This window comes from Arthrobacter sp. W4I7 (assembly GCF_030816215.1).
GTDB classification, from domain to species: domain Bacteria; phylum Actinomycetota; class Actinomycetes; order Actinomycetales; family Micrococcaceae; genus Arthrobacter; species Arthrobacter siccitolerans_A.
In genome coordinates, this window is record NZ_JAUSXU010000001.1 from 2,614,497 (window position 1) to 2,634,001 (window position 19,505).

Here is a 19,505-nt window from a genome sequence, read left to right on the forward strand (position 1 = left end):
CTTAGGCGTGGTACGGATGCGTCTGCTTACCCGCGATCGACTCCGGATCATCAAGGTCGAGGGCTTTCAAGGTCCCGTACTCTTTTCGCTGCCAGAACTGCCCGGCGCCATCCGTGAACTGAAGCTCTGCTTCGCGCACCATGCCGTCCCCGAAAGGGACAGTTTCCTCTTCGCGTTTGCCGTGAGCTTCAATGGTCGTCCAGATGCCAAAGATAAATGGAGGTGGCGTCTCCTTGCCTTTCACCGCGATTGTTCGGCCCACGACCGCAACTCTAGATATTGACTCGTCCCCGCCGTTGTGGACGGTCCAGCGGCATTTGCGGTCGCCCGTTTCGTCGATGAACCTCTGACTGCTCACTGAAACCCGGGCTGCAAGCCTGCGCTTCTGTGCCTCAGCCTCGGCATCTTGTTGCTCCCGGAAGCGTGCGCGATCCTGGGAGGCCTCCAGGCGCTCCACCTTGAGCCTTTTGCCGTCGCGCAGTCCGAAACCCAGAGCTACTCCGACGGCAGCAATTGTCCCCAGGGCCGCAAACCAGTCCGCCCACGATCCCCAGTCCTGCTGAGTGGCCCAAGCTTGTATCTCCATGCCAAGAGAATAACCATTCTTGCCTCCCCCGCGCCGATTTGCCGTACCGATAGCAAAGTATCTAATCTTGATGGGTGAAAAGCGGTTCCCCCAGCCGCCTAGACACGATCCCAGTGCCGGAGAGCGAGACCACCGGCGCACATAAAAGCCCCTCCGGCGGCGAGCCACCCCCCAATGGCTCCCCGGAGGGGCTTTTTTGCGTTTCCCCAGATGGAGCCTAGCGCTCTAGCATGACCATCCCTATCCGGTCCGGATCGTCGGGGCCGACCATCCGCAAGGAGCCGAACTCCATACGCTGCCAGCGTTGCCCAGCCCCGTCGATAAACTGCACTTCACCCTCGCGCATTTTCAAGGCGCCGTATACCTGAGTCACTTTGGTTCGCTCGCCATGAGCCTCGATACTGGGCCATGTGTGGCTCAACTCCACATCGGGTTTTTCCTGGCTCCCGTTGCGCGGTGGAGGACGGCGGACGACGGATACCATCGAGATAGGTTCGTCCCCGCCGTTGTGGACGGTCCACCTGATGAACTTCTCTGCCCCCTCGTGAAACGGCTTGACCACTAGCGTGACCTTCGCCGCGAGGCGCCTCTTTCGCTCCTCGGCCTCCGCCTCCTGCTGTTCACGGAACAAGGCCCGCTCCTTTGCGGCCTCATCGCGGTCTTCCTTCGCCTCACAGCGCTCCTCCTTGAGACGCTCGGCGTCCCGGTGCGCCAAGCGAAGCGCCACGACCACCGCAGAGATAGTGCCAATTGCCGCGAGCCAGTCCGGAATAGTGCCCCAGTCCGGCGACGTGAAAAGGGCGCTAACGTCCCTACCGACCCCGTTTAGATTCATTGTCACGCTTCTCCTTTTCGATCTCTTCCGCGACTGCGCGCAACGCCAAATGCGCCTCGATCGAGTGCTTCAGGTAGTCAGGCGTCTTCTCGTCCGCCAGTGTCGCCTGTATCTCTTCCGGAGATATATCAACAATCCTGGCCCAGCTCTTCGGAATCCTCTCCGCCCCAATTGCCCCGATCAAAGCCGTCGCCTCGGCGCCCATGTCGCTGCTGATTTGCGGGTCGGTATGACCGCCCCGCGTGAGGTTCTGGGTTAGCCGCAACAACGCTTCCAACTCGAACATGAGATGTGCCTGCTTCAGGGCGCTCCGACGGTCCTCGTCGGCGATCCGCCGAGCGTTCTTACGGTCCAGCGCGGAGACGACCAAGGCGACTATCGCAGCCGCTACTGCGGCGACTACGGCGGCTACCTGCACCCAAAGGGCGATTTCTTCTTTCGTCATTAGTCCAACTTACTGGCCGGGACCGACAACACCCGGGCTCGCCGAACTGGACCTTCTGTTGCGTTCCAAGGTCCGTACAATCAGCTAACCAGAGAGGTAGAGTCCCCCTGACAACTGATTCATTGTTTGGGGGAAATCATCAAGAAGCTAATCGCACCATTGGCCCTGTCTGCTCTTCTCCTCACTGCTTGTGGCAGCGGCACGTCTGCCGCTCCGGCGACCAAGAGCCCGACACCAGCGCCGTCCGCCGATAAGTACGCGCAGACCTGGAGTAAGAGCTACTCGAAGACGACATGCACAGACTGGCTCAAAACGATGACTCCTGCGCAGCAATTCGCGGCCGCCGCCGACATACTCGCCAGCGGCCGGAACAAAATCGACAAGGGCACCGGGATGCCTTCAGATTCACTTGTTAAGGACTTTCAAACGGCAACCACTGAGTACTGCACCATTCCCAGCATGACGCTGACGGACGCAACCTACGCCGTCTACATGGACGGCAAAAAATACCGGCCGTGACCTGCCGTCGTTCAAAGCACCAAGAGCAAAGGCGCCTCTTCTGCATTTGCTATATGCCAGGAGCGTGTCCCTACGGCGTCACAACCCTAACGCCGACAAGAATCAAGATAACGAATAAGATCCGAACTTAGGAATTTCATGGCTCGCTTGGCTAAAACGCTTCCGAAACTAACATCCGATTGGGCTACTGAGCGGAATAGCGCCAAGGGGTGGCCAAAGTTCCTTGATTCCGTCAGCGTGAGCGGTATCAGGGGATGGTCCGGACAGAAGGTTGAATTTCGCTTCCCGGTTGTCGCAATAGCAGGAGAGAACGGAGCAGGTAAGAGCACTATCCTGAAAGCGGCCGCCGCTGCTTACTCCGCAGATCCATCGGCGGCGAAGACGCTTGCACAGACCTTTTCTCCGGACGATTTTTTCCCGACCACGCCGTGGGAGGTCGTCAGCAATGCCAAATTGATGTACCAGGCGAGGCAAGGCACGAATACCGATATATATTCTGTCGGCAAGGTCACAAGTAGGTGGCGCGGAATGCCAGAACGCCCAAAACGCCCGGTTTTCTTCTTGGACATCTCTCGGACCCAGCCCATCGACACACTGATCGGGTACGGCCGAATTGCGATGACCAAAATGGCCGATAAAAACTTCTCGGCGTCTATCGATAAAGAGTACCTTGGCGTCCTTTCGAGAGTCCTAGACCGGACCTACGACAGTGGCGAGATCGTCCAAAACAATAACAAGCAGGTGGGAGTGCTCAGCAGGGACGGCCGCAAGTACTCCAACTTCCATCAGGGCGCTGGCGAAGATGCAACTGCTGACCTCGTAGCATTGCTCCAGAACGCCCCCCGCCACTCACTCGTTATCATCGACGAGGTAGAAGCCTCGCTTCATCCCCGCGCACAGCGCCGACTCATGACCGAGCTAATCGAGTTGGCACAAAAGAATCGTCTCCAGATCATCGTTTCCACTCATTCTCAGTACGTCCTTGAACAACTGCCGCCTGAAGCAAGGCTAGTTTTAACGACTGATGAACAAGGCGTCAAAGAAGTGATCTACGGCGCGACCACGGAACTGGCACTATCCCTCATGGACGACGAAGCACATCCCGAACTGATCGTCTATTGCGAAGATGAAAAAGCCGAATACCTTATCCAGCGTTTCATTGCTTTCACGGACGTGGACTCCCTCAAGCGAATCATGGTGATAATCGCAGGCCCAGCCAGTTCAGTGAAAACCCTTGGCCGAATGGCTGAACAGGGGCGCCTTCCGGGGCTGGTCATCGGCGTCCTCGACGGCGATCAGGCTACGAGTGATGGCTGCGTTCTGATCCCTGGCGGGGCGGCACCGGAGAGGGCAGTATACGAAGGATTGACCGTCGACGGCTGGCGGATCGTGGCCGAACGACTCGGGGTAAGGGAAGGAGACCTCGCGGACGGCTGGGACCACGCCCAGCGAATTCCAGAAAAACACCATGTTTGGACAGAACGGATAGCGGACAAACTACCTGCTCACATCCGAAAGTCACGGATCTGGGAATCCGCTTGCGACGTCTGGATCGAAGACATGCTCGACGAACAAACTCGAAAGGCCTTCGTGGAGGAACTCCTGGCGGCTCTGCCTCCAGTTAGTCGCAACGAGTAACGAAGAAAGCCCCATGTGTCTTTTATGTGACATTGGCTGGCCGATGTCCGCCGCAACCTCCACCGTTATGCGGCGCATCGCACTGTCGAAAACTACCGCTGCCGCCAGCAAGGGTTGCACCTCCCGGAAGTCCGGGCTGCACCGAGGACGACAAAGGCAATCGAAACAGCTGCCATGGAAGTTGTTCTGCCCTGAAATCGAGCTGGGTTAAGTTGCCCGTCGGTATGTGTTCGGTTCAGGCATTCAATAACAAGTCTCAGCGATAGGCGGCACGCCGCAGGTGAGCGGCGTACTAATGGCACTAGAAGAGTTCTTCAGGCTCCAACAGATCGAAATAGGCAGCACCAGGGTTCCAGCTCACGGGATGCAGCAATGTCCCTACCGCCGGGTTCAGAGCGCTCCACATCATGCCGTCGCCCGCGTAGATGCCGACGTGTCCCCAGTTATCAGGCCCCTGAGGATTTTGAACCACGAGATCGCCTGGTTGGGGATCCTCTGTTCGGACACCAACTCGCCACTGTTCTACTCGCGGCAGCTCGATTCCGGCTTGCCTGTAGATCCACTGCACATAGCCGGAACAGTCCCAGGCTTTGAAGGCAGTGCCGCCCCACACATATCTTCCGCCCAAACCTTCCTGCGTGAACCTCAGAATGTTCTGACGCAGCTGGCTCAAGTTGCGCGAAGATGCCAGGGGCCAGGTCGTCGGCGCCGAATCCGCACAGGAAGCGGGAGCAGTGCCACCCTCAAGTGCAGCAACGATTGCCGTGGCCGCCGGCTCCCAACGCGCATACAGTTCAGGAAAAGCAGATACCTGGACTGCTTGAGCCGCCAGACCTTTGTCCATTGTCTGCCAACCGGGAATGTCCAGCAGTCCTCGAGGACTCCCCTGATTCGGTCCAGACGGCCCGCCGTAGAAGGCACGCGCGTTATAGGAGGCATTCATAAGCTGCTCAACTGTCCCCCAGCCCGCCGCCGGACGCTGTTGGGCCGAACCGATCGAGTCGTGGTCACGTCCAACGCCGTCATTGGGGAAATGCATGGACGCCGGCTCGCTGGGGTTCGCGAGCATGCGCAGACTCGACTCCTGCAGCGCCATCATGATGGCGATGACCTGCCCGGAGCGCGATATTCCAAGCTGCTTGCCGACCGCGATGTATGTCCGTGCAACGCTCTCCTGCCGAGGCGTCAGCTCGTAGAGCAAGCCCCCAGCGTTCCGAACTTCCAAGCCGGCACCAGTGACGGTAGGGTCAGTGGCCACCTCAGTGCCCGCGTGTGCACAAGAAATTGCGGATTGGCGCGCCGTACCAGTTAGCGCCGCCACGCCTCCGGCAAATGCCATCGCACCAACAAGCAGAGCCAGGGAAGCGGCCGCCGCTACGACCTTCACCAATGCCCGGCGCCGCAGGAGGCCTGCGACGGCCACCAGTCCAGTCACTAGTAGACGATTCTCTCTGCGGTCGCATAGAAGGCAACTATGGCGCAGCGCCCAGATGGAGCGGTGGTGGCAGGAGGACAGTTGACCATCACCGTGACGGGTGCGGCATAGGCACTTCTGCCGCTGCTGGACTCGTCCACAACTTGCACCTTCACCGTGCACACGTGAAGGCCCTTCCAAGGGGCCGGATACTCCTGCACTTTGGCTAACTCGAGATCGCAGCGCAGGGACTCAGCGGTGCCGCTTCGGCGAGCGGACTGGTCTGCCAGGGTGGCGAACGTCCCCGCTGTCACGCCTGTCCCTTCAAACTCTCGAACCAGCACGGATAAGGGATTCGATCCATCAGGCAGCAACTCCCACCACGATCGCACCTTGGAATATACATCCGAGTACGACGACGAACGGCTGTCCCAGCTATAGATTCCCTGCGCCGCCGCAACAGCGAGGGCCCGGTAATCACGGGTACGTGACAGAACATCAGGCGTTGCCTCCGCCGTAACGATCGCCTCGTCAGGAACACCGGACCTACTGCCTGGTGCAGTGGATGTGCCTGATGGCTTCGCCGTTGAAGGCGCCGTTCCGGACGTGGTCGGCGGGACCGGTCCCCTGGTGCCATCGGCAGGCCAAAGCAGGAAGACTCCACTAATCATGAGTAGGGCAATCACCCCTGCTGCCAGCCACTCGCGGCGGCCAACTCTACGGGACCAATTCATAGCCAACTCCGTTGAACGACAACCATGACCTAAAGAGCCGGTCTGTTCACTTCGTGCTGAAGCACGCGCCAGGCTGCCTGGTACAACTGCCGGGCAAACCCGATATTCACCGCGATGTACCTCTCGGTGACGCCGAGCTCACAGGCTAGAGCAGCCATCTGAACGGACCTATCCACTCCTCGCAGGCCCGGACGAACTATGGTCTCGGCGACGCTACGAAGGACGTTTGTGGGAAGGCAGTTGGCGGCGCACCGGCAGAGATCGTCGACGCCCAATCCGGGTTCGGGGCGGCAGTTCAATGCCGTGTAGATTGTTTTAGCCGTCTGCCGAACGACGGTTACGGCATGCCATCGACGCCGGTCCTCAGGAGACGGAGGTCCGTAATGCCTCGGCCCTGTGAGGCTGGATACGGCTAGCCTCCAGGTGTCCTCACTGACGCTGCGCTGGACCAGGCCCAGCATGGCGTGTGCCCAGGCTTGATCAACATAGTTGTCGACGTCGTTTCCTGCCGGCCCAGCATGGACGACAGCAAGAAGCTCCGGTGAGCTTTCCGTCGTCGTGAAGTCGACAAGCAAGGGCAACGTTTGATGGCTAAGCTCCCGCCGGATATGGGCAGCGCAGATCTTGTTGCAGACACCCTGGACCCACGCTTCAAACGGGATGCCGGGCAGTTCTCGGTAGCGTCCCCGCGCAACTCCGTCCCAAACGGCCACCCGGATGTCCTGCAGGACGTCGTCGACATCGCAGGATCGCCCAATCCGCGCGAGCCGAGAAACGACGTAGCGGTGCACCCCATCAACCGCGACCATGATGCGGTCGATCTGGATGACGGGTTCTCCCGGCGGCGGTGCGCATCGCAATGAGACGTCAACATCAGCGACCGTCTCTGATCCCTTTGTAGATTGATACGCCTTGGCTTCGATTTCCATGGCTTCACCGCTTTGACTGTTCAGATCGAGTAGTTCTCAGAGTCGCGCAATCGGCCACCCCAGTTAGTGGATCAGGAGATCCAACAACGGTCAAAAGAAGGTATAGGAATTATTGTCGAAGATAACTAAAGTATCGTCAAGAGTGCTGTTCTTACTTTTTGCGCTACCTTCGGGAAGAATGGCGGTATGCCGAGAATTACGCAGCCTCACGACGCCGCCTGGTCGGCCGACGTCGAGGCTGCCGTCGCAACATTCGGCAACCGGGCGCGAAACGAAATTCTTCGATTCCTCACGGCCAGTGGGCCTGCGACGCGCGGAGATATCGTCGCTGCTGTCAGCGCTGGTGATCCCAGTGTGGCCAAGCATCTGGCCGCGCTCGAAGAGGCAGGTGTGGTGATGGTCGACGTCGAGCCTGGACGTAGACACGGACGGTCACCGCGGTATTCGGCGAACCCTGTCCGGATTAAGGAACTGCTAGACGCTCACCTTAAGTACTTGCTGGAACAGTAACCGCAGCGGGTTGGAAAGATGAGCCCGACGATTAGTCGGGACGCTCCGGCGCCTCATCCGCGCGCAACTGCGGACTGGCCTCGGCCCCCTCCCCTTCTGGCCGACGGCTGATGTCCCTATTCAAGTACTCTGTGATCGCCCGAAGTGTCTCGGGCGACACGTCACCAAGGGTCCGCGCCGCGAACGTCTTCACCCTCGCAGCGCGGAGAGATTTCACGAACTCAAGCTGGGAATCAATGCGCTCGGGCAAATCTGAAGCGTCGCTGCCCATCAGATAATCCGGATCCACATTGAAGATGTCGCACAGGGCGCCTAGTAGCGCGGGGTCGCTCACCAGCCTGCCTGTGCCGTCTTTCATGTAGAACCAGCGGGCTCTGGAAAGCTTAATGCCCTTCTCCGCCAGCTTCTGCTGGACTTCGCGGAACGTGACAGGTTGTCCTCGCTCTGCAACGACGACGTCGAGCAGCAGGTTGAGGCGGCGTGCAAGTTCGGCTTGGGGGGACAGTTCCGCGCCTACGAGACCTTCCTCGTCTCCAGACACGATTCACCTCCCAGGCCAGACATGACTATTGTCAGCAAGTCACTAACTGTTGCCCAGTATTGCCTTGGCCAAGTCCACATGCAATAAGCGGAGCTTCGTCCTTCCATCCGTATGTGAATGAGCGTATCGTTCTGCTGTAGACCCGTCTACAGCGGGCCACAAGAGATTCCCTCGTCACCTGGTGGTCTCCATGGCGAACATCTTGATGAACCGGACGCGAAGCCGCCTTATTCGCTATTTGATCATCCATGGCCCGGCGACCTGCCGTGAGGTCGCTGCAGCCCTCGCCCTGTCCGCTTCCTCTGTTCGCAAACACCTCAACCTTCTATGCGAGGCAGGCGTAGTCATCCTCGGGTCGGGAACATATGAGGCGCGGCCGGATGAGGTCGAGGGGAAACTTGCGGATCTTGCGGCCACGTTTCAGTCGGCGGGCAGCGACCTCAGGAAGCGCCTAACGGACGACTCCCACTTCTCGGTATCGGCATTCCACTCGAGAGAATGCCCCGGAACATCGAAGGGAACCAACTGAACGAGGTCGGGTCGTAGCTCGGCGAATCGTTCAGAGACTGCCACCGGCGTCGATCTGTCGTTGATCCCATGCAATATGAGGGTCGGCGTGCTGAGGTCACCAGCGCGTGTTACCCAGTCCAGCGCGGAGAGGTCAATGGATTGGCTGAGGCCTGTGACCCAGCGGCCTGCATCCGAGCCTAACAATCTCAGCCCAACCCTGGCGACAACTTCAGGCAATCCGCTGGCACTCCCATTAGACGTCAGCGTCTCGGCCCAATCCAGGACGGGAGCCACGATCACCAGGCCGATGATCCGATTAGAGTGTGCTGAGAGATTTGCTGCACGCAGAGCCATGGAACCGCCCAGAGACCATCCAAACAATACGAGCCGCTCGGCGCCATGGTCCACGGCATACCTAATGGCTGCTTCGACATCCAACCATTCATTCTGGCTCAATAAGTACCGGGAATCGTTCGACGGCGGCGCTTCGCCGTCGTTCCGGAACGACACGACCAGCGATGTGATGCCGAGTCTGCTCGCAACAGGAACACCGCGAAGGGCGCCGGCCCGTTTTCCACCCATTCCATGCGCGTGGATGGCCCATGTCGAAGACACCGGACCGGCAGCCGTGGGCGCGAATTTCCATGCAGGCGCCATGCCGCCGTCGACCTGAATCTCCACGTCCTCAAAAGGCAGGCCCAGTTGCTCTGGTTTGGAGTACGTGTACCCGCTCCAGATACCGGCGGTAGCAGCGTGTAGGTCACCGGAGTCGACTCGCTCCACGAGACGAGTCACCGCTTCCGCCCTGGTGTCCTCGGCAATTACAGCCCCTATGCAGGCGTGGCCCTTGCCGTTGCCGAACCACAAGCTGTAGCGGCCCGGCGCTCTCGTTAATGGGGTCGCTGGTAGTTCAATCCTCAGGGATCCATCCTCGCCGGAGAAGACTTGCCTGATGGAAAGATCCTCCCGTCGAGTAGTGCTCGGCACCACCACCCGGCGCGCAAAGTAAGCGGCACCGAGGAATGCTATTGAAGATGCACATGCAGCTATAAGGGCTAGTGGGCCCAGCACTTTAGGAGCCTTCATCTTCGCTCCTGACATGCTCGTCAATGACCTCCCTGAGCCGCACCAGCGTCTCAGGGAGCAACTCCTGCAATTGCCTTGCTGCGAAATTTTTCACGCGCGCCTCTCGCATCGACCTGAGGAGATTGAGTTGGGCTTCCACTAGTTCGGGTATCTCTGTTGAGTCGTCCAGAAGGTACCGGCGATCCACGCCGAAGAATGCCGCGAGGTTCTGCAGCAGATCCTTGTCCATAGCCAGGGAGCTATCACCGCTGCGCATGTAGGCCCACCTTGACCGCGACAACGGCGTGCCATGTTGAGACATCGCTTCACTGACTTCCCTGTAGGACAAGGGCCCTGTTCCTCGGGACTCATACAAATCCAGCAAGAGATTGATCTTGCGAGCGAGTCTGGCCTGCGGCGACTCCGGGGGTTCTACGGCATCATCTGCCACTTGGGTTCTTCCCCCTCCCCCATCGCGCCATGCCCAATCGAGCACCCTGCGTGTCCCTATGGGAAGCGAGATAGGTCTCGGTTCGAGTCAATGTTCGAAAATCAGCTTCATCCAGCAACATAGCAGCAGCGGGATCCATCAGGAGAGCATCCTCGATCTCGACGAGCATCCGATGAAGCCTCCGCGTCTCTGGGTCTCCGCCCTCGATGACACCAGCTGGCGTCGCCAGGCGTCCATCCTTGCGGGTAGCTGTCGCTTTCTCCCAAGTCGATGAGAGGTCTTTGAGTAAGCCAGCTTGAGTCCTCTGTTGCGTTCGTTGAACGATCCGGCGCGCTACTGGTGGCAGGGCCAGTCCGGCACACAGAAACAACATCGCCAGGACAAAACTGGTGTCGTAGATAGCCGCCAACTGCTGCATGGTCGACTGGTCTCCGAGAAGATGGGCTAGGTCCATTCCCAAGACTGAGAACACTACGACGAGAGCCAGGAAGCAGCCAATGCCGATAAGGGTGAAGGCGACGCGAAAGTAGGAAGTGGCCATCCGCCGTCGGAATCTAAAGCACACGTATCCGGTGACGCCGACTACCACCCCGATATAGACAAACTGGATGGCGGAATAGAGTGCGGCAGCCTGCTGGTCGCCGTAATCCAGCATGAATCTCGTTGAGGACGCGGGTGCTTCGATGCGGAGGAATGCAAGGACCAGCCCCACGGAGACCAGACCCAAAATTAGGAGGCCGCGACGGTCTCTGCGCACAGGTGCATCGTTAAGCTCTGCGGCCCGGAGGATCGCCTGGGAAAGGAAGTAGATTCCCACGACCATCAAAATATTCGCGAGAAGATCCAGGAGGTTGTGGCCGCCGAGGGCTCGATCACCCGCGAGATAAATTGGATCGACATTCAAGGAGAGCGCGGTTGCAATTGCAACCGCGGCAACGAAGATGCTGTGGTCTTTCCTGGTGCGCGTGCCTGGCAGCAAGCACAAAACAAGGCCCCAGATGACCGCAGCCGTGACTGCTTGAATCACCCGAAAACCTGCTCAAACGACCTTGGCTCCATGGTGCTGTCGCGGATAGCGCCGGCAAGAAGATCTGCGAGAGTCTCAGCTGCGGCCTCCAGGTCGTCGACGAAGCTGCTCCGGGCCAGAGCCCGTGACACCATCTCTCCGTTAAGATTCGGAAAGAGGCTGCCGGCATAGTCCGAGGAAACGCCCAATTCATCGTGGCGCAGGATCATGTGCCCAAGCTCGTGCAGGATGAACTGCTGCCTATGGAGTGCTGAGTCAGTCACGGCGTGCAGAATGATTTCCCGAGTATCCGTCGACAGCCAGAGACCGCAGACGGACGTGCCGTTAAGGATTGTCGTTGCTTCAATCTCGATCCGACGCCGTCGTCGGGCGGCGACGATTGCGATGAGCCTCTCCAGCGTCAGGTGGCTCGGTAGCCGCAGTGATACGAATGCCTCGGCCGCAACCTGAGCTGGCCCCTGTTCTTCCGATTTTTGCTGGTCCATACCGCCCCCTCCTCGCAGCGGACAGCAAGAGTGACTGCCTAAGACGGCAACCACCGCGGCGCGTTAGGCGCCACAGCTTCAATTGAACGCCTCTGCTCTGGACATGTCCAGAGCATAGGCACCAGCAGTCAGCCTCAAGTCTGCACGAATAAGACAGGTCACCGCAGCAATTGATTGGCCAGGTTCTGGTGCGACAATCGTCCAGCGATTCGTGGCACCAATAAGCAGCAGAGTGAGGACCAAATCGCACGCTGCTTCCACTTGCTCAGCTTTGCCGAGGCACCGCAGGAATCTCGAATCGCAGTTGCGGTCGGAGTCGAACAATCCTGGGACAAGGTTATGGTGGAGGCGATATCAACTGTCGGGGAGGTTGTCTTCTTCGACGAGTTGCATGGGTTAGAACGCTCTCTCGAACGCCACCTGCACGCTGGCATCCCTGTCGGCTGAGCTCCGGGAACGTTTGGTTTGCACGGAACTTGACCGGCCAGTAGCTTTGTTGAGGCGGCTGCCCATTTTCCCCCATCTGGGCGAGCCGTCAAGAGGCTCCGTGGCTACCCCCAATGTCACGGGGCCTCACCTATGCCATCGCTTAGAGGACCGTCTTGTCGACCATCTCGTCAACGGGCGGATAACCACACGCACTGAAAACCCTGTCGAACCAGGTACAAGCCCTGGATAGTGTCATATCCAAGGGCCAACCAGCTACGTAGCTGTCGTAACGCTCCTGGGCTGTTTCGTCGATCTTCTCCCGGCGAGGTGCTATATCATCGCGTCTCTTCCAGCGGTCCGAAGGACTGATGTAGAACATGTAGTCATCGCCGGGTTTAGCGAAAAACTCCTTCTTCGGGCCTCCCTGCCCAGTCACGAGAATCTCGTGGGCGTGCCGGTTACGCAGCCACCGAAACCCACTCACAGTCTGGCCGTACGGGTCCTGAGCTCGCGCCTCCGGGTAAATCACTGGCATCTGCTCCTTGAGCTCTTCGTCCAAGGCGAGTGCCCACCAGACACCTTCAACGGCTGCCGTCCAAGTTTTTTGTGCATCATTTTGGTTGCTGGCGCAGCGGCCATACGCCTCACCAAGAGCATGACGGGACCAATGCAAGGCCCGGAGAACGTCAGGCCCGGGCACCGACGGCTTGTATACGTTCCGAACTCCCTCCCACTCCCCGGTCCGGGATTCTGTGTAGGGAACCTTGATGGATGCACTCATTGGTCCATCATGACAGTGGTTGCGCCGGATTTCGGTGGGTAAGCGGTGGAGGCACTGGAGTTCGAAAGAGATGCCCAAGCGCGGGGCCCTTGCCGTCCTGGTGCCACCGAGAGGTGGACTGAGAACGGGCTGTTAGCGGGAAGCAGGCGAGCCCGGAAGGGGCCCCTCCGCAGCAGGGAGGCCCGGAGGGGCACCTTTTGTCTAGGCCCTCATCAGTGCCTTTACAAGCTCGATGATGACGGCCGCGGCCAGCGCCGCCCAGGGATGAAGAATCCTTGGCAGGGCGGACCTGCAGTGACGACATTGACAGGGCCGGTGTGGGCTGTTTCGCTTCGCCATTTGCACAGACTTCCCGCACGGCTGAGTGCGTTCCGTGCCAGGGATGGGTAGCATTAGGCACGGAACGCACCAGCACGCGCTGATCGTTTCCTAATGGCAGGGCCCCTGAAAGTTTGCCGACTCGGGGGGCCCTGCCGCTTACGTTTAAAGGCCAACGGTCCAGTAAGGCGAGACCCGTCTTGTCATTCCGGAAAACGGGGCCAAGCGGCCCCAATCCCTGGGCGATCTCGTCAACATTAGGGAAAGCCTGGCTGGGAAAGAGGTGCCCTGTATAGGTCCAAATGTTCTATATGGACTCGCCGGACTCCATATGGAACATTCTGTGCGCCAAACGGACATTGAGAGGGCCGAGCAGCTTTCCCTGTATGTCCCCAGAGGGTGTCCAGAAAATCAGCTCAAAACAATTTTTTGTGTCGGCGTGTCGCGGTACCAGCAGCGCCTGTCTTCGAAGGGGTTAGCTTGTCAAGGGTGCCGCCGCGCTCTCCTACTGCCACCTAGGAACTGAATCGTTTACTTGTATGTCGGGCAGCATGGAAAAACTGATAAGCAGACTCCTGCGTACGGTCAGATCTTCTCGAAGATCAGCGTCTTGGAGGAACCGCTGGCGGGGTCTCTCGTTTCATTGGGCCAACCTGTACCCGGGGGCCTTGGCGCCGAGAACCACTGTCTCGTACTTAGGCGAGGCATCGTTGATCTTGAATACAACGTCCTCCCCGACGAATGCTTTGTCTAAGATCTCAGGCGCGTTTGCCTCGGCTTTCTTCTTACTTTTATCACCGGACAAGAAAAGCGCGAACCCCATCCAGCCGGCCGCGCAGAACATGAGAATGAAGACGATGACCATGAAGATTATGAACCCCCTGGGGGAAGCATATTCGGGCGCGCCTGTCTGGCCTATAGCCCTATTAGGTAGGGAAGCGGTGGATTTCGCGGCCAGGCACTCTTCGGCTGCCTGAGATTGCGTGCCGGTGGGGCGCCCAAGCCTGAGAACAGATGGATAGGAAGACCACGGCCTGGAACTGCCAGTAGGTCTTTGAGGCGTACAGAAAGGACAAGCTGCTTCTGCCGGAACCGTTTCATCCAACGTAGGTACAACAATTCGGCCGGTCCACCCGTCAACGACGTACGGACACCGTGATCTATTTGCAGCTCGAAAGTATCCCTGTCATGGCATCATGCTCGGCTTGGGTGACCCAAAGGGCGTACTGAGCTTTGACGGCAACTTGGCGGGCGACGTACTCGCATCGGAAAGCCTTGTTCGGTGGAAGCCAAGTAGCTGCATCCTTATCGCCCTTGGCACTATTGGTGGGGCCATCGGCAGCCATGAGGTTCAGGGGGTCGTTGGCGAGTTCCTTGCGCTGGTCGTCGTTGAGCTGCTGTGCGCCCTTCTGCCAGGCGTCGCTAAGCGCGACGATGTGGTCGATCTGCACGTCCGAGCTCGTGTCCTGGCCGCGCGTGAAGGTAATCGTAGTGCCGGTGTACTTATCGGCCAGGATGCCGGCGGTGACCACACAGTTGTTGGTGCCGGGCTTGAACGTCTCGGTGGTCATGTCGCGGGCGAGAATGTCGTTGCGGGTGTCGCAGCCGTTGCGGTCAACGTCAGCCCAAGCCGGTCCAAATTCATCCCGGGTGTAGCCAGTCTTTGGGGCGCGGCCCTTCACCGGAATGCTCTCCAGTTGTACAAGGGCGTGGGCGGCGTCACCGGCAGGGGCCGGCGCATCGGCAGCGACGCCTGGAGCAGCCTCGATGACTTCAAGGGCGTTGGCTACAGCGTCACAACCTGCTAATAACCCGGCCAGCATCATCGCGGTGACGGCGGTCAGGACTTCGGCGCGAGAACAGGTGGTCTTCATGGTCCTTCTGGTTGTAGAGACGTTGTTCCACGCTAGCTTCGACCACCATCTGCCGCAGGTAACCAGTCCGTGGTGCCTGCCACACGTCAGCGCCCATAGGACTCTTCGGAACTCCGCTTCGGGTGCCACTGGTTGCCTCAACTGTTCAAACCATGGCCCTTACGGAAACGTCAGGCTTACTCAATGCGCCGCAGCCAGTCTGACTTTGGACCGAGTACCGATGAGCCTTTCCTTCACTACTGGACCACTGCTGGAGAGGGAGGAAACAGTGCTGCCGGGGAGGATCTCACTCAACTTTGCGATTTCCAGGATGTGTTCGGAAGTGAAAATGATCTTCCCCTTTCCCCAGCATGCATGGGGGAAGCGTCCACTTGTGGCGCCGTCGCGGAGCCATGACTCTGTGCAGCGCATGAGCGCGGCAGCTTCGGCGGGTTCAAAGAATTCGATCTCCACTGGATCTCCAAAAGGAAGGCGTTACTTTCCACTTTCATGGCCGCAGGGAGACCGACCGACATGACCGGCACTGCGCGTAAGGCAAGCGAACCCGGGGACAGACATTCCGCCATGCTGAGTAGCATGACCGTCACCGCAGGAAAGCCGTTACGGAACGCTCAGTCGCGTCAGCACCGGCCTGGAGCGCCTCCGGCATCAAGTGCCCGTACACCTGCTCTGTGGTCCGTGTAGAGGCGTGCCCGAGCCGGCGCGAGATGGTGAACAAGGGCACTCCGTCCTGGATCAGCCAGGACGCGTGGGTGTGGCGGAGGTCGTGGATGCGGGGGTTTTTGGTCAGGCCAATTGCCTGGGCGGTGTGAACGGCAGGCACCCAGTAGTGGTGCCAGTAGAGCTTGTGGATGATGCGCTCGCCCTTTGGCGTCGTGAACACGAGTTCCTTCCCTGGCCTGCTCGCCACCAGCGGGATCAGCAATTCCACGAGCGCAGGGTTCAACCCTATGGTTCGCTTGCCGGCACCTGTTTTCGTCGCCCCAATATAGAACTGGTTCTGGCCGTCCCGTTTCCAGGCCTTGTTGATGCGGGCCGTGGGCGGTTTCGAAAGCAGGTCGACGTCAGCGACAGTAAGGGCGGTGGCCTCCCCGAAACGGGTACCGGTCATGACCAGGAAGTTGGTGAAGGCCTTGTACCGCTCCCCCATCCCCTCCATGATGAGGCTGAACTCCGCGTGGGTGAGGAACATAGCCTCATCCTCGGCCTTTTCAATCCCGGGAAGCTGCACGCCGCGGCAAGGGTTCCGCGCGATGTAGCCGAGCATCTCGGCAGTATTCATGGCGGCCGAAATCAGCCCGTGCACGTTGTGGATGGTCTTGGGCGCCTTGCCCTTTGCCATCATCGACTTCACCCAGTGGGCGATCAAACGGTAGTCCAGCTTGTCCACCGGTACATGGCCGATGACGCTCCGGATGTGCAGGTCCAGCATGGTTTGGTACGTCTTTGTAGTTCCGCTCGATGGGCGGATCAACAGGTCAATGTGTTCCTGGATGACTTCCGCCACATTGGGTGTGCGCTTCTCGTTCGACAGGATGGCATGCTGCGCGATCTCGAAGGACTGGCCATTGGCGTCCAAGAGCCTCTTTAGGGTCTCGGCTTCGACGAGGGTAGGAACAGTGATGCCCTGCTGCTCGCGGCTCTTCGGGTCCCGCCACAACACCATGTAGGACGCCGTACCGTCCTTTTTGATGCGTTTGCGAATGCTGGCCACATGAAAAACGGTACGCCGCTGTCAACACTTTGGGCGGTTTTGTCAACACTCAAAGAAGAAACAGGCCGCTGACCTGCGGAAATACTGTGCCCGAGGTGGGACTCGAACCCACACACCTTTCGATACCGCATTTTGAGTGCGGCGCGTCTGCCAATTCCGCCACTCGGGCGCGGATTACATGAAGCAAAAGGCTACGCCCACAGCTGATTGTGAGCAACGCGATCGCTTCACGTACGCGGAATTACTCTACATGCAGATAGGCTGAATTCCAGAATCGCGCCGCTGACGCCGCAACCGACCATGCAGATCAAGTACAGGACCGGGCGCACCTAAGATAGTGATGTCCCCGCCGTACCTTTCCAAGGAGATCCCGTGACTGAACAGACGGAGTCAAAACCATCGTCCCAGCCGGCGCGCCGCGTCGTTGTGGCCGAAGATGAAACCCTCATCCGCCTCGACATCATCGAAATCCTGCGCGGCGAAGGCTATGACGTCATCGGCGAAGCAGACAACGGTGAAAAGGCCGTACAGCTGGCCGAGGAACTGAAGCCGGACCTGGTCCTGATGGACGTCAAGATGCCCGTCATGGACGGCATTTCTGCCGCCGAAAAGATCGTCAAGGCCCGCATCGCCCCCGTGGTCCTGCTGACCGCGTTCAGCCAGAAAGAACTCGTGGAGCGGGCCCGCGACGCCGGCGCCATGGCCTACGTGGTGAAGCCCTTCACCCCCGCGGACCTCATCCCGGCCCTGGAGATCGCCCTCTCCCGCCACGAGGAGATCAAGGCACTCGAAAGCGAAGTCTCCGACCTCCAGGAGCAGTTCGCCACCCGCAAGCTCGTGGAGCGCGCCAAGAGCCTGCTCACCACCAAGATGGGCCTCACCGAGCCCGAGGCCTTCCGCTGGATCCAGAAGACCTCGATGGACCGCCGGCTGAGCATGCGGGAAGTCGCCGAAACCATCATCAACCAGGTCAACTAACGGCTGGTTGAGTCTGTCGATTTCCGTCCTGGATTTCGACAGGCTCAATCACCGGCTAAAAGCCTCAATCACCGGGTCGGGCACAGGTTCGGGATTCGACAGGCTCAATCACCCGCCGACCGGCGCCAACCACCGGCCCCAACGAATAGGACCCCCGCCAATCGGCGGGGGTCCTATTCGTTGTCGGAAAGCCTAGGCCTTCTTCTTCCGTTCCGGCCAGGGGCCGAGCTTTTCCTTGTTGCTGGTGACTTCACCCGCGTAAGTGGAGTCCGCGAGGTCGCCCACCTTGTGCACCTTCAGGGAGTTCGTGGAGCCAGCCTTTCCGGGAGGGGACCCGGCCGCGATAACCACCAGGTCACCGTCCTGGACGAGTCCCATCTCCATGAGGCTGCGGTCCACCTGCGCGGTCATCGCATCCGTGTGATCCACCATCTGGACCAGCACCGGCTGGATACCCCAGGTCAGCGCCAGCTGGTTCCAGACCTGCTCCACCGGAGTGAAGGCGAAGACCGGCTTAATGGGGCGCAGGCGGGACAGGCGGCGTGCCGAGTCGCCGGACTGAGTGAACGCACAAATGTACTTGGCGTCCAGCTGGTCGGCGATTTCGACGGCGGCACGCGTGATGGCGCCGCCACGGGTCTTGGGCTTGGTGCCCAGCGGAGGAACGCGCTCCAGGCCGTGGACCTCGGTGGACTCGATGATTCGGGCCATGACCTTGACCGTCTCGATCGGGTACTTGCCCACGCTGGTCTCACCGGAGAGCATCACTGCGTCGGCACCATCAAGCACTGCGTTGGCGCAGTCCGACGCCTCGGCGCGGGTGGGGCGCGGGTTGTCGATCATGGATTCCAGGACCTGGGTTGCCACGATGACCGGCTTGGCCCAGCGGCGGGCCAGTTCGATGGCGCGCTTCTGCACGATCGGCACTTCCTCCAGCGGAAGCTCCACACCGAGGTCGCCACGGGCCACCATGATGGCGTCGAATGCGTCGATGATCTCGGGCAGCTGCTCCACGGCCTGCGGCTTTTCGATCTTGGCGATCACCGGCACGCGGCGGCCTTCCTCGTCCATGATCTCGTGGACGCGCCTGATGTCCGAGGCGTCGCGAACGAAGGACAGTGCCACCAGGTCAACACCGCGGCGCATGGCCCAGCGGAGGTCGTCCTCATCCTTTTCGCTCAGCGCGGGGACGTTGACTGCAACACCGGGAAGGTTGATGCCCTTGTTATTGGACACCATGCCGCCGACAGTCACTTCGGCAACAACCTTCACGTCGTCGACCTCGACGGCTCGCAGGGCCACCTTGCCGTCGTCGATCAGCAGTGCATCTCCCACGTTGACGTCCTCGGTGAGGCTCTTCAGCGTGGTGGAGCAGATGTCCTTGGTGCCGGGAACATCCTCGGTGGTGATGGTGAAGATGTCGCCGACCGCGAGGGCGTGCGGGCCGTCAACGAACCGGCCCAGGCGGATCTTGGGTCCCTGCAGGTCGGCCATGATCGCCACGGCCTTGCCAAGATCAGCGGCTGCCTTGCGGACGTTCTCATAGGTGTTGTCATGCACGGTGTAGTCGCCGTGGCTCATGTTCATGCGGGCGACGTCAACACCGGCTTCCAGCACCGCGAGGGTGTTTTCATAGCTGGCAATTGCCGGGCCGAACGTAGCCACAATTTTTGCGCGTCTCATATACCTACCCTATTGGTCTCTTGCATTGGTTAAGTTGTC

General features: G+C 59.6%; 21 protein-coding genes and 1 tRNA gene. 5 read left to right on the forward strand and 17 right to left on the reverse strand.

The window, feature by feature from the left end; genetic code table 11:
* Window position 1 precedes the first annotated feature (1 nt).
* The 3 genes from QF047_RS11925 to QF047_RS11935 all read right to left on the reverse strand — a co-directional run bounded on the left by QF047_RS11925 (window position 2) and on the right by QF047_RS11935 (window position 1,866).
* The gene (locus QF047_RS11925) at window positions 2–586 is read right to left on the reverse strand and encodes a hypothetical protein (protein WP_307277240.1); all 585 of its coding nucleotides are present in this window, start codon (window positions 584–586) and stop codon (window positions 2–4) included.
* A 217-nt stretch (window positions 587–803) separates the two neighbouring features.
* Window positions 804–1,427, reverse strand: coding sequence for a hypothetical protein (locus QF047_RS11930; protein ID WP_307277243.1), 624 nt, complete (start codon window positions 1,425–1,427; stop codon window positions 804–806).
* Entirely contained in the window at window positions 1,399–1,866 is a 468-nt protein-coding gene (locus QF047_RS11935) for a hypothetical protein (RefSeq protein ID WP_307277245.1), read from the reverse strand. The genes QF047_RS11930 and QF047_RS11935 overlap by 29 nt, the downstream gene beginning before the upstream one ends.
* A gap of 126 nt (window positions 1,867–1,992) precedes the next feature.
* Between QF047_RS11935 and QF047_RS11940 the strand changes: the two genes are divergently transcribed.
* Both QF047_RS11940 and QF047_RS11945 read left to right on the forward strand, forming a co-directional pair.
* Window positions 1,993–2,385, forward strand: a complete 393-nt coding sequence (locus QF047_RS11940; protein WP_307277247.1) for a hypothetical protein — start codon at window positions 1,993–1,995, stop codon at window positions 2,383–2,385.
* Between the two features lie 138 nt (window positions 2,386–2,523).
* Window positions 2,524–4,023 (forward strand): ATP-dependent endonuclease, encoded by a 1,500-nt coding sequence (locus QF047_RS11945; protein WP_307277250.1) that lies wholly within the window; start codon window positions 2,524–2,526, stop codon window positions 4,021–4,023.
* 301 nt (window positions 4,024–4,324) lie between these two features.
* Here the strand turns inward: QF047_RS11945 and QF047_RS11950 are convergent, their stop codons facing one another.
* Both QF047_RS11950 and QF047_RS11955 read right to left on the reverse strand, forming a co-directional pair.
* On the reverse strand, window positions 4,325–5,224 hold the full coding sequence (locus QF047_RS11950) for a C40 family peptidase (protein ID WP_307277252.1): 900 nt from the start codon (window positions 5,222–5,224) through the stop codon (window positions 4,325–4,327).
* Between the two features lie 976 nt (window positions 5,225–6,200).
* Complete coding sequence (locus QF047_RS11955) at window positions 6,201–7,100, reverse strand: hypothetical protein (RefSeq protein WP_307277255.1); 900 nt, start codon at window positions 7,098–7,100, stop codon at window positions 6,201–6,203.
* Window positions 7,101–7,286: 186 nt separating this feature from the next.
* Between QF047_RS11955 and QF047_RS11960 the strand changes: the two genes are divergently transcribed.
* Entirely contained in the window at window positions 7,287–7,610 is a 324-nt protein-coding gene (locus tag QF047_RS11960) for a helix-turn-helix transcriptional regulator (RefSeq protein ID WP_307277257.1), read from the forward strand.
* A gap of 31 nt (window positions 7,611–7,641) precedes the next feature.
* On the opposite strand, the gene QF047_RS11965 is transcribed toward QF047_RS11960, so the two are convergent.
* Window positions 7,642–8,151 carry a hypothetical protein gene (locus QF047_RS11965; protein ID WP_307277259.1) on the reverse strand — a complete coding sequence of 170 codons (510 nt, stop codon included), beginning with the start codon at window positions 8,149–8,151 and terminating at the stop codon, window positions 7,642–7,644.
* 205 nt (window positions 8,152–8,356) lie between these two features.
* On the opposite strand from QF047_RS11965, the gene QF047_RS22370 reads away from it, so the two are divergent.
* Window positions 8,357–8,680: a helix-turn-helix domain-containing protein gene (locus QF047_RS22370; RefSeq protein WP_373427810.1), complete on the forward strand. Its 324-nt coding sequence runs from the start codon at window positions 8,357–8,359 to the stop codon at window positions 8,678–8,680.
* On the opposite strand, the gene QF047_RS11970 is transcribed toward QF047_RS22370, so the two are convergent.
* The 10 genes from QF047_RS11970 to QF047_RS12015 form a co-directional block, all read right to left on the reverse strand.
* Window positions 8,572–9,747 carry a S9 family peptidase gene (locus QF047_RS11970; protein WP_307277263.1) on the reverse strand — a complete coding sequence of 392 codons (1,176 nt, stop codon included), beginning with the start codon at window positions 9,745–9,747 and terminating at the stop codon, window positions 8,572–8,574. The two genes, QF047_RS22370 and QF047_RS11970, sit on opposite strands and share 109 nt — an antisense overlap.
* Entirely contained in the window at window positions 9,734–10,003 is a 270-nt protein-coding gene (locus QF047_RS11975; protein WP_307277265.1) for a hypothetical protein, read from the reverse strand. Before QF047_RS11975 ends, QF047_RS11970 begins: the two co-directional genes overlap by 14 nt.
* Before the next feature lie 163 nt (window positions 10,004–10,166).
* Window positions 10,167–11,204, reverse strand: a complete 1,038-nt coding sequence (locus tag QF047_RS11980) for a hypothetical protein (RefSeq protein WP_307277268.1) — start codon at window positions 11,202–11,204, stop codon at window positions 10,167–10,169.
* Entirely contained in the window at window positions 11,201–11,689 is a 489-nt protein-coding gene (locus tag QF047_RS11985; RefSeq protein ID WP_307277271.1) for a hypothetical protein, read from the reverse strand. Before QF047_RS11985 ends, QF047_RS11980 begins: the two co-directional genes overlap by 4 nt.
* Window positions 11,690–12,278: 589 nt before the next feature.
* Window positions 12,279–12,899, reverse strand: coding sequence for a hypothetical protein (locus QF047_RS11990; protein ID WP_307277274.1), 621 nt, complete (start codon window positions 12,897–12,899; stop codon window positions 12,279–12,281).
* A 958-nt stretch (window positions 12,900–13,857) separates the two neighbouring features.
* Complete coding sequence (locus tag QF047_RS11995; protein WP_307277276.1) at window positions 13,858–14,082, reverse strand: hypothetical protein; 225 nt, start codon at window positions 14,080–14,082, stop codon at window positions 13,858–13,860.
* A 295-nt stretch (window positions 14,083–14,377) separates the two neighbouring features.
* A complete protein-coding gene (locus QF047_RS12000) occupies window positions 14,378–15,091 on the reverse strand; it encodes an HNH endonuclease family protein (RefSeq protein WP_307277279.1) in 714 nt (237 codons plus the stop codon).
* A gap of 180 nt (window positions 15,092–15,271) precedes the next feature.
* Window positions 15,272–15,544 (reverse strand): hypothetical protein, encoded by a 273-nt coding sequence (locus QF047_RS12005; protein WP_307277281.1) that lies wholly within the window; start codon window positions 15,542–15,544, stop codon window positions 15,272–15,274.
* Window positions 15,545–15,674: 130 nt separating this feature from the next.
* Window positions 15,675–16,805, reverse strand: a complete 1,131-nt coding sequence (locus tag QF047_RS12010; RefSeq protein ID WP_307277283.1) for a site-specific integrase — start codon at window positions 16,803–16,805, stop codon at window positions 15,675–15,677.
* 87 nt (window positions 16,806–16,892) lie between these two features.
* Window positions 16,893–16,974: transfer RNA gene (locus QF047_RS12015), tRNA-Leu, on the reverse strand.
* A 203-nt stretch (window positions 16,975–17,177) separates the two neighbouring features.
* On the opposite strand from QF047_RS12015, the gene QF047_RS12020 reads away from it, so the two are divergent.
* A complete protein-coding gene (locus QF047_RS12020; protein WP_120691251.1) occupies window positions 17,178–17,783 on the forward strand; it encodes an ANTAR domain-containing response regulator in 606 nt (201 codons plus the stop codon).
* 192 nt (window positions 17,784–17,975) lie between these two features.
* On the opposite strand, the gene pyk is transcribed toward QF047_RS12020, so the two are convergent.
* The gene (pyk, locus tag QF047_RS12025) at window positions 17,976–19,466 is read right to left on the reverse strand and encodes a pyruvate kinase (protein ID WP_306633155.1); all 1,491 of its coding nucleotides are present in this window, start codon (window positions 19,464–19,466) and stop codon (window positions 17,976–17,978) included.
* Window positions 19,467–19,505 lie beyond the last annotated feature (39 nt).